7 protein-coding genes and 2 pseudogenes are annotated in these 10457 nt (G+C 48.6%); 8 read left to right on the forward strand and 1 reads right to left on the reverse strand.

What is annotated here, in order from left to right; genetic code table 11:
- Positions 1-544: 544 nt before the first annotated feature.
- From sufC to leuD, 8 genes and pseudogenes are all read left to right on the forward strand, one after another.
- Entirely contained in the window at positions 545-1363 is an 819-nt protein-coding gene (gene sufC, locus JCM2765_RS02750; protein WP_054733450.1) for a Fe-S cluster assembly ATPase SufC, read from the forward strand.
- 1 nt (position 1364) lies between these two features.
- Entirely contained in the window at positions 1365-2657 is a 1293-nt protein-coding gene (gene sufD / locus JCM2765_RS02755) for a Fe-S cluster assembly protein SufD (protein WP_054733454.1), read from the forward strand.
- A complete protein-coding gene (gene sufB / locus JCM2765_RS02760; protein WP_054733457.1) occupies positions 2650-4053 on the forward strand; it encodes a Fe-S cluster assembly protein SufB in 1404 nt (467 codons plus the stop codon). Before sufD ends, sufB begins: the two co-directional genes overlap by 8 nt.
- A gap of 30 nt (positions 4054-4083) precedes the next feature.
- Positions 4084-4392 (forward strand): metal-sulfur cluster assembly factor, encoded by a 309-nt coding sequence (locus tag JCM2765_RS02765; RefSeq protein ID WP_054733459.1) that lies wholly within the window; start codon positions 4084-4086, stop codon positions 4390-4392.
- A gap of 1521 nt (positions 4393-5913) precedes the next feature.
- Positions 5914-7076: pseudogene (locus JCM2765_RS02775) on the forward strand (2-isopropylmalate synthase).
- Positions 7076-8125: a 3-isopropylmalate dehydrogenase gene (gene leuB, locus JCM2765_RS02780; protein WP_054733467.1), complete on the forward strand. Its 1050-nt coding sequence runs from the start codon at positions 7076-7078 to the stop codon at positions 8123-8125. Before JCM2765_RS02775 ends, leuB begins: the two are co-directional and overlap by 1 nt.
- A 4-nt stretch (positions 8126-8129) precedes the next feature.
- A pseudogene (leuC, locus tag JCM2765_RS02785) lies at positions 8130-9504 on the forward strand (3-isopropylmalate dehydratase large subunit).
- Positions 9504-10088 carry a 3-isopropylmalate dehydratase small subunit gene (gene leuD, locus JCM2765_RS02790; RefSeq protein WP_054733470.1) on the forward strand — a complete coding sequence of 195 codons (585 nt, stop codon included), beginning with the start codon at positions 9504-9506 and terminating at the stop codon, positions 10086-10088. The pseudogene leuC and the gene leuD overlap by 1 nt, the downstream one beginning before the upstream one ends.
- Here leuD and JCM2765_RS18680 read toward each other — a convergent pair whose 3' ends face one another.
- Positions 10089-10211, reverse strand: coding sequence for a hypothetical protein (locus JCM2765_RS18680; protein ID WP_263849303.1), 123 nt, complete (start codon positions 10209-10211; stop codon positions 10089-10091).
- Positions 10212-10457 lie beyond the last annotated feature (246 nt).

The raw sequence follows: 10457 nt of genomic DNA on the forward strand, positions 1-10457 counted from the left end.
ACCTGCTTTATGTGCTTAACGAGTTGCAAAAAATTAACTTTATTTGAGTACCTCTAATAGTATTCTAATCTCGAACTGAAAACAATGAATTTTTAAATAAATATGTATTTTATGCAAATACAAGCATTTTGAAACCGCCTTTATCGGTTACTAAGCAACGTTTACTAGTCATCATATAAGCCGGTATAAAGGCGTTTATAGCACGTGTAATCGAAAAATGCATCTTGAAATATGAAAAAATCACCAATTTAAATTTATGCAAAAAGAATATAATCAGCGGTTATTAGTTACTTTACGGGGGATGGCTTTTGAGTAAATAACCACTTACTTTTTGTTAAGATTATGGCCAAATTCGGGATTAACCATTGCCAAAATGGGGTTATCACCGTTATAATTTAACTTAATTTTAATTTAGCAAATTGACCAAGGCCTGACTCGTGCAGTCACGTCTTTTGTGACGATGAGGCAGTACATATTACTGGGGATAATTGCACCAACTACATAGTGTCTTGGTCACCACACTTGAAAGGAGTGGCGATCGCTTATGGCAACGTTACAAGTTACTGATCTGCACGTTAGCGTGACAGACGATGAAACACAGGAAGCCCGAGAAATTTTAAAGGGTGTTAATTTAACAATGAATACTGGTGAAACGCATGCTATTATGGGACCCAACGGTACGGGGAAGTCGACCTTATCTGAAACGATTATGGGCAACCCCGCCTACCAAGTCACCCAGGGAGACGTTACCTTAGATGGGGAGAGTTTATTGACCAAACCGGTGGATGAACGGGCACGTGCGGGTGTCTTCTTAGCCATGCAGTATCCGGCCGAAATCAAGGGCGTTACCAACGTGGAATTTATGCGCGCAGCCGTTAATGCTGGGCGGCCAGCCGACGATCCGATTTCGATTCGAGCCTTTTTAAAGGAATTGGATCACAACCTTGATATCTTGAATATGTCGGATGATATGACCGAACGTTATCTCAATGAAGGCTTTTCCGGCGGTGAGAAGAAGCGAAATGAAATTCTGCAACTGATGATGATCAAACCGAAATTTGCGATTTTGGATGAAATCGACTCCGGCTTGGATATCGATGCGCTACAAGTGGTCGCTAAGGGCGTTAACGCCATGGCCGGTCCAGACTTTGGCACGTTGATGATCACCCACTACCAACGGTTATTAAACTACATTCATCCGGATCAGGTTCACGTGATGATGGATGGCCGAATTGTGAAAACCGGTGATTTTACGCTCGCAGAAAAACTAGAAGCCGAGGGTTACGCAGGTTTGCGTGATGAACTTGGCCTCAACGTAAAATTAGTCGATGACGAGAACCCAGCTGAGAATGGGGGTAACTAAAATGGCAGTAACGACTATCCCAACGCTTGACCCGCAGTGGTTAACGGCCGCTCGATTTGCGGACGAACCGCAGTGGTTAACCGAACAACGGCAAGCGGCTTGGACCCAGTTAGCTGATTTACCGTTGCCGCGATTTACCAAAGTCGCTTACGGTGACTGGCCGCTAACGGCGTTTACCAACGAACTGGCAAAACCGGCCGCGCCAATCGATGACGCAACGGACGACTATCAACTTGTCAGTGTCGGGCAAACTACGCAGACCCTGACGTTACCCGATGCGCTCCAACAGCAGGGCGTAATTCTGTGCGACTGGCCAACGGCACTGCGCGAACACGAAGCGCTTGTTCGGCGGTATTTGTTCCAAAAGGCGGTTCGGCCGAACGAGGATCGGTTAACGGCACTGAACGCGGCGTTAATGAATGCCGGTGCGTTTTTATACATTCCGGAAAATGCAGTCCTAAAGACGCCCATCAATCTTTGGCAACTCCAAGATAGTCGCCAAGCCGCCAACTTTATCAGTCACACGGTGATCGTCGCTGCCCCACACAGTGACTTTCAGGTGTTGCAACACCTTTCCACGGTTGGAGAAGTTGCTAATCCCGCTCACGTGACGGTGGAAGTGATTGCTGAAGCTGGCAGTCACGTTCGCTTCTCATCACTGGATGCATTTGGCAAAACGACCCACGCTTACGTCAACCGCCGCGGGCACCTTGAACGCGATGCCGAAATCGACTGGACGATGGGCGTCTTTAATGAAGGTAACGTGATTGCGGACTTCAACTCTAACTTACGCGAACCTGGGTCCCACACCGAAGTTCAAACGGTGGCGGTTTCGACTCATGATCAGCAACAGGGGATCAACACGAAGGTCACGAACTATGGTCGCCATTCCGAAGGGAACATCCTTCAACGAGGGGTCGTACTTCAGGATTCAACGTTAGTCTTTAACGGCATCGGTAAAATCATCCATGGTGCACACGGTGCGAAGGCCCAACAGGAAAATCGGCTGTTGATGCTTTCGCCAACCGCCAGTGGTGATGCGAACCCAATTCTCTTGATCAATGAAAACGACGTGATTGCCGGCCACGCTGCCAGTGTTGGCCGGATCAATGAAAAGCAACTGTACTACTTGATGAGCCGGGGACTTCCTGAAGCCGTCGCGAAACGTTTAGTGATTCGTGGGTTCTTGGGCGTGATCCTCTCAGCGATTCCAGTAGTCAGCGTTCGGCAACGGATGATCGACTTGATCGATCAGAAACTTAATCTAGCAGAGGCGGGTGATCAGCGTGACTGATGTCAAAGAGGTGTTAAGTGAACACGATTACGAATTTGGGTTCCATGATGATCACAGACCGGTTTTTTCCACTGGTGAAGGGTTAACGGAGGAAATCGTTCGAGAAATCTCGGCGGCGAAGGACGAACCACAGTGGATGCTGGATTTTCGGCTGAATGCCTACCATATCTACCAACAAAGTCCAGAACCGCCGTTTGGACCGGACTTATCCGGACTGGATTTGAAAAACATGCACTACTACCAAAAGGCAACGGATGATAAATACGATGACTGGTCGGATGTGCCAGAGGATATTAAAAACACCTTTGATCGGTTGGGCGTGCCTGAAGCCGAACGTCAATGGTTATCCGGTTCAGCAGCGCAGTACGAATCCGAAGTGGTTTACCACAACATCGTGTCCGAACTGGAAGCCCAGGGTGTCATCTTTACGGATACCGATTCAGCGTTGAAGAAGTACCCCGAGTTATTCAGAAAGTGGTTCGGTAAGTTAGTCGGTCCCGAAACCAATAAGTTTGCGGCGTTAAATGCAGCGGTTTGGTCTGGCGGCTCGTTCATCTACGTACCTAAAGGCGTCACGGTAGACATGCCACTTCAGTCCTACTACCGGATCAACACGGCAAACTCCGGTCAGTTCGAACGCACACTGATCATCGTTGATGAGGGTGCTCACGTAGAATACGTTGAGGGGTGTACCGCACCGGCGTACCAAAAGGACAGTCTCCATACGGCGGTGGTGGAATGTAACGTGCTCCCCCACGCCTACTGCCGCTACACCACGATTCAAAACTGGTCCAACAACGTCTACAGTATCGAAAACAAGCGCGCGCAAGCACTAGAAGGCGCCGTGATGGAATGGATCGACGGCAACCTCGGGTCAAAAGTGACGATGAAATACCCGTCAGTTTACCTCAACGGTGAGGGTGCTCGCGGTTCGATGCTCTCGATTGCCGTTGCCGGCCGCAACATTGATTCCGATACCGGTGCGCGGATGATTCACAACGCGCCAAACACCTCATCGTCCGTTATCTCGAAGTCGATTTCAAAGGATGGCGGTGCAGTTGATTACCGGGGCCAAGTTCGCTTCGGTCGTCACTCGGATGGTTCCTTCGCCCACGTTGAATGTGATACGATCATCATGGATGACCAATCAACAAGTGATACGGTGCCTTACAACGAAATCTTGAATAACAACGTGACGATGGAGCACGAAGCCAAGGTTTCCAAGATTTCTGAAGAACAGTTATACTACTTGATGAGCCGGGGCATTCCAGAAGCCAAAGCGACCGAAATGATCATCATGAGCTTCATGGAACCCTTCACCAAGGAATTACCAATGGAATACGCGGTGGAATTGAACCGCTTGATCACGTTTGAAATGGAAGGGTCCATTGGTTAAAGTCATTCAGGCATAAGAGGAGGAACATGCATGACAGCACCATTTAAAGAACGCGGCCTTGCTGCATTGGAAAATGTCATTGATCCAGAACTAGGCGTTGATATCGTCAACCTAGGTTTGATTTACAACGTTGAACTCGATGACCAGGGCGTTTGCCTTGTCACGATGACGCTCACCATTGCCGGTTGTCCGCTAACAGATTATCTTGATCAAGCCATCAAAGATGAACTTAGTGGTTTCGATGAAGTTACCCGCGTCGACATTAACCTGGTCTGGGAACCTGCCTGGTCCATGGACAAGATGTCACGTGAAGCACGACTTGAACTTGGCATTCACTAATCGATGCATTGCCTCAGCTGATTATTGGCTGGGGCTTTTTTGTTGTCGTTTGTGTCTAGCGTAAGCATCATTGATGTGAGTTTGTGATTTGTGTGAACTGACGATTCCGGTCAGCGACTAGGTTCCAGCTGTGGGGCCGGCCTGAGCCAAAGGGCGGTCTCAGGCCTCAACTTGAAGCCTCGCCAAAAACCGTGCGAGTCTTCAAGTTGTCCCCGATAATTGACGGTTGTTGGAAGTTCATCAACAACCGCCAATTATCGCGACACAGCATCCACCTAGCCGCTGACCGAAATCTGACATTGGCACAATTCGGCACTATTGCAGAACATCTCAAGCGCTTAACTGCACGTTCAGTCACGGAATTACAACGACTGACGTTGATTCGACAAACGTCCAGATTAATCAGCAATCAGCGATTCATATTGCAATGGCTGAATATCAGCACAACTGCATTAAGTTCACGTGAACGTAGCACATAACTGCAGATTTAGTTTTATGCAATCGTTGGTTCATTGCGATTACGCGTCTGCAGTTGTCGAGTAATTGTCTAACGTCACGCCGTTTCGTCAACTTCAGCATGTGACCGTCAGCAGTTCTATTACTGACAGCGCACTATGTAGCGGGAGGCGGAGGCGCGCGGGGCTCAGCAGTGTCGGTATGACTTAAGCAGTCGTGCCCCGTGGGGTTCGGGGTGCGAGTGCTTTAGTCATACGCCAGTCCGGAGAGATCCGGCATGGGCGGGTTTTGCCCATTCCTAGCTCGTAGGCTGACCACTGCGTTCCAGTCCCCGCATAGCGCCGGAGCCTCCCGCGGCATCCTCCCACTATAGAAAACCAGAATTACCGAACTTCCCAAACTAATCATGCTTACGCTGGACACAAGCAACAGTGCGCAATCGACTATTAAATAATAAAATCCCCAGTAAAATAACCAAATATTATTAGTGAATGATTAAAACTAATGCAAGCACCTAGACGCACATAACGAGGATTGGGTCAGGTAATTAAGTTATAGTAGATTTTGATGATTATTAGTAGCGAGATTTAGGCTGAAAACGTTGACATATTCGCGTTTATAGCGCTAATTAATAACGACATTTCGTTGTTTAAACGAGCTAAAACGACACAAAAATTTTTTTCAGGTAATTGAAAATTGCGCAAAAGCTACGGCTGGTAACGGTTGACCAGTCATCGAATTTGTATTGAAAATGAGAAATAAATGAAAAAGTTGTTGTGCTTTTTAATATCGTATGCTAAGGTTGCACCATACTAAAAAACGAACGGAGGTTACAAGCATGTCAATTCAAAACACGACCACTCAATTGAACAACGTTTCACTTGCAACCTCCTTATTAGCCTTATTATTATGATGCAGGACTTAGACAGTTAAAACTTGTCAAGTCCTATTTGCGTTATGAGAATGGGGCTTGACCAAACACCCCATTCCAATCGAATGAGGTGTTTTTTAGTTTTTCGGAGCTGAGTTTAAATCAAGAATTTCAAATAAGGAAGGTTGATTAATATGACAAAACAAATTCAATTTTTTGATACCACATTGCGTGACGGCGAACAAACTATTGGGGTTAACTTCAGTATTGATGAAAAAGTAGCGATTGCTAAACAGCTTGAAAACTGGGGTGTTGACGTGATCGAAGCAGGCTTCCCCGTCGCATCTGAGGGCGATTTTGAGGCCGTCCAAGCCGTGTCACGCGCCGTGAAGAAGGTCCGCGTTACTGGATTGCGCGGGCCCGTAAAGGTGATATCGATGCTTGTGTTAAGGCAACCGCAGACGCTGCCCATAAACAAATCCATGTTTTCATTGCCACTAGTCCGATTCACCGCGACTCAAAACTACATATGACGAAACAACAAGTAATTGATACGATCACTGATTGCGTCAGTTACGCACATAAATTCTTTGACATCGTTGAATTTTCACCAGAAGACGCTACCCGGACGGAACCAGATTTCTTGGTTGAATCCATTCAAGCAGCCATCGATGCTGGCGCAACGGTGATTAACATTCCTGATACGGTGGGTTATACGAACCCGGTTGAATTTGCCGCTTTGTTCAAGAATCTTCGCGAAAACGTTCGCAACTTCGATGATTACACCTTCTCCGTTCACTGCCACGATGACCTTGGAATGGCCGTTGCGAACAGCCTAGCTTCCATTGAAAATGGCGCTACTCGAATTGAAGGCACGATCAACGGCATCGGCGAACGGGCCGGCAACGCCGCTTTGGAAGAAGTTGCTGCCGCAATGTACGTTCGCAAAGACTACTACGATGCAACCAACAACATCAACATGAAGGAAACCAAGAAGACCAGTGACATGATCAGCAAGTTTGCTAAAATGCCAGTGCCACATAACAAGGCGGTTGTTGGTGCCAACGCATTTGCCCATGAATCTGGGATTCACCAAGACGGCATGTTGAAGAACCCACAAACTTACGAAATTCTGACCCCCGAATCTGTCGGGGCCAACAAGACCACTTTGCCACTGGGCAAACTTTCTGGGTCACACGCTGTGATGACCAAGTTGCAAGAAATGGGTTACGACGTTGATCGTGATGCCATGAAGATCATCTTCCCATACTTTAAGAATAAGGCCGATCACACAGACATCGTTTCTGAAGCTGATTTGAAGGACATCATGGGCCAATTTAGCGAGGTGAAGGCCTAATGACAACTGCCCAAATTACCGTTCTTGCAGGGGACTATATTGGTCCCGAAATCATGGCTGCCGGACTCAAGGTTCTCGCTGCCGTGGCTGAAAACCAAAACTTTGACTATGACTTACACGAAATGCCATTTGGGGGCGCCGGTGTCGATCAAGAAGGCGATCCCTTACCAGCTGAAACGCTGAAATCGGCACAGGAAAGCGATGCGGTATTGTTAGCTGCCATTGGTGGGCCAAAGTGGGATGGTGCCCCGAAGACACCGGAAAAAGGGCTGTTGGCGATTCGTAAGGCACTCAATCTGTTCGCAAACATTCGGCCAACCTACATTAGCCCGGCCATGCAACAATATTCACCAATTAAAAATGAAAAACCGGTCGACTTCGTGATTGTTCGCGAACTGACCAGTGGCGTTTACTTTGGGACGCCACGGGAAACCACGGCGGATTACGCTTTGGATACGATGCGCTACACAAACGAAGAAATCGAACGCATTACCCGGGTGGGCTTCGAAATGGCCATGAAGCGTCGCAAACACGTGACGTTGGTGGATAAGGCCAACGTGCTGGATACCAGTAAACTTTGGCGGAAGATCGTTGCTCAAATTGCAACGGAATACCCCGAAGTGACCTATGATCAAAGCTATGTTGATGCGGCATCAATGAAGATTATTGCTGATCCCGGCCAATTCGACGTGATTTTAACTGAGAACCTGTTCGGCGATATTTTAAGCGATGAAGCCGCCCAGATCACCGGTTCACTGGGGACGATTCCTTCCATGAGTCGTGGGACAAATGGTCCATCACTCTATGAACCCATTCACGGCTCCGCTCCAGATATTGCGGGCAAGGGCATCGCGGATCCATTGTCGATGGTCAAATCCGTGGCGATGATGTTAGCGAACTCCTTTGACCGCCAAGACCTCTCTGACCAAATCATGGCCAGCGTGAACAAGACGATTGAAGATCAAATCGTGACTCCCGATTTGGGTGGTCACGCCAACACAGCGGAAGTTACCGCAGCAATTATTAAAAATATTCAGGAGAGTAGATGAGATCATGACACAAACCATGTTTGATAAAATTTGGGCGAAACACGTGATTACGGGGGAACCCGGGGAGCCACAATTAATCTACGTTGACCTCCAACTCTTACATGAAGTGACCTCACCACAAGCGTTTGAAGGCCTTCGTGAAAACAACCGGAAAGTTCGCCGACCAGACCGTAACTTTGCGACGATGGATCATAACGTACCAACCGAAAACATCTTTGATATTCAAGATGCGATTTCAAGAAAACAAATCGAAACCTTGGGCGAAAATACCAAGGAGTTCGGCGTTCGGTTAGCCGGAATGGGTGACCGAGATCAAGGCATTGTGCACGTGATTGGCCCACAACTTGGGTTGACTCAACCGGGATGGTCATTGTCTGTGGGGATTCTCACACGGCCACTCATGGGGCATTTGGTTCAATCGCGTTTGGGATCGGGACCAGTGAAGTTGAACACGTCTTGGCCACGCAAACCATTTGGCAAACTAAGCCTAAGAACATGGGCATTCACGTTCATGGTGAGTTGCCTCAAGGCGTTTACGCGAAGGACATCATTATGGGCATTATCGCCCGTGAAGGCGTCGCATTTGGGACCGGCTACGCAGCTGAATTTTACGGCGATACCATCGAACGGATGAGCATGGAAGAACGCATGACGATTTGTAACATGGCCATTGAAGGCGGCGCTAAGGTCGGAAACGTCCGGCCAGACCAGACCACGTTTGATTACGTGGCGGGTCGAAAATACGCGCCGAAACACATGGACAAGGCAATTGAATACTGGAAACAGTTCTACACGGATGATGAATCGGCCTATGACCGAATCATTGACGTGGATGCCACGCAACTCGCACCGTTCGTGTCTTGGGGAACGAACCCCGGCATGGCGGTCCCTGTGGATCAAGCCTTCCCAGAAATTAAGAACGGCGACGATCAAAAAGCGTACGATTACATTGGCTTGCAACCCGGGCAAACGGCTCGCGACATTCCAATCGAATTTGCGTTCATGGCTCATGCACTAACGGTCGGTTGTCTGACCTGAAGATTGAAGCTGAAACACTGAAGGGCCACCACATCGCCCCAGGCGTCACCGCACTAGTTGTTCCCGGTTCCCGAGAGGTTAAAATTCGGGCGGAGGAACTCGGTCTAGACAAAATCTTTAAGGATGCCGGCTGTGAATGGCGCGAACCTGGCTGCTCCGCTTGTCTCGGGATGAACCCGGACCAAGTGCCAGCTGGCGTTCACTGTGCGTCGACCTCTAACCGGAACTTTGAAGGCCGGCAAGGGGCTGGCGCGCGGACGCATTTGGCCAGCCCAGCAATGGTTGCTGCGGCAGCGATTAACGGTCACTTTGTAGATATTCGAAAGGCAGGTGTTCTTTAATGGAACCCATTACGACAATTAAAGGGACATCGATCCCAATCATGAAAGAAAATATTGATACCGACCAACTGATTCCAAAGCAATTTTTGAAGAACATCTTAAAGGTAGGTTATGGCCGCAACCTGTTTTACGACTGGCGCTATACATCACCAAACAAGCCGAACCCCGACTTTATCCTCAACAAACCCGAACGCCAAGGCGCCGAAATTCTGGTGACTGGTGACAACTTCGGTTGTGGTTCTTCACGGGAACACGCCGTTTGGGCACTGAAGGACTGGGGCTTCAAGGTTGTGATCGCTGGTGGCTACAGTGACATCTTCTACATGAACAGCACCAAGAACGGCTTGCTGGCCATCATTTTGCCAGAAAACGAACGTGAAATCTTGGCAGCTGCACCGGCTGACGCCGACATCACGGTTGACCTGCCTAATCAGGAAGTCCGTTACGATGGTCAAACCTTCAAGTTCGACATTGACCCACTTTGGAAGCACAAGTTCGTCAACGGTCTGGACGACATTGCGATTACGATGCAGTATGAAGACCAGATTGAAGCCTTCGAAGCTCAGATTCCTAACTTTAACTAACTATGGAAAGCCAGCCGGTGTTTGCGTATCGGCTGGCTTTTGTTGTCGCTTGTGTCCAGCGTAAGTGTTGGGTGTGATTTGGATGTAGGCTGTTTGTCGTCGCTGCGCTCGCCAAATCCGCATGAAAACCGGCGCTCTCAGGCTACAAAATTCGGCGCCACTTAAACTGTTATTTCTAGGGTTCCTGTCATTATAAGAACTTGTCAACCACGCGCTTTCTGGCCACCACGCCGAATGGTGCTGCGCGAGACTGAGAGCTGCATGTAGGGACACTTCGATAAAACCGCCAGGCCCGGGCGCTTTCACCGAAGTGCCCCTACACACCGCTCTCAACCCGTCTCGCTCCGCACACTTACGCTGGACACAAAC

Source organism: Secundilactobacillus similis DSM 23365 = JCM 2765, assembly GCF_001311075.1.
In the GTDB taxonomy this organism is placed as follows: domain Bacteria; phylum Bacillota; class Bacilli; order Lactobacillales; family Lactobacillaceae; genus Secundilactobacillus; species Secundilactobacillus similis.

Coding starts and splice junctions, on each gene's coding strand:
- sufC (WP_054733450.1), top strand. CDS start 545: ATGGCAACGTTACAAGTTACTGATCTGCACGTTAGCGTGACAGACGAT.
- sufD (WP_054733454.1), top strand. CDS start 1,365: ATGGCAGTAACGACTATCCCAACGCTTGACCCGCAGTGGTTAACGGCC.
- JCM2765_RS02765 (WP_054733459.1), top strand. CDS start 4,084: ATGACAGCACCATTTAAAGAACGCGGCCTTGCTGCATTGGAAAATGTC.
- leuB (WP_054733467.1), top strand. CDS start 7,076: ATGACAACTGCCCAAATTACCGTTCTTGCAGGGGACTATATTGGTCCC.
- leuD (WP_054733470.1), top strand. CDS start 9,504: ATGGAACCCATTACGACAATTAAAGGGACATCGATCCCAATCATGAAA.
- JCM2765_RS18680 (WP_263849303.1), bottom strand. CDS start 10,211: ATGCGGATTTGGCGAGCGCAGCGACGACAAACAGCCTACATCCAAATC.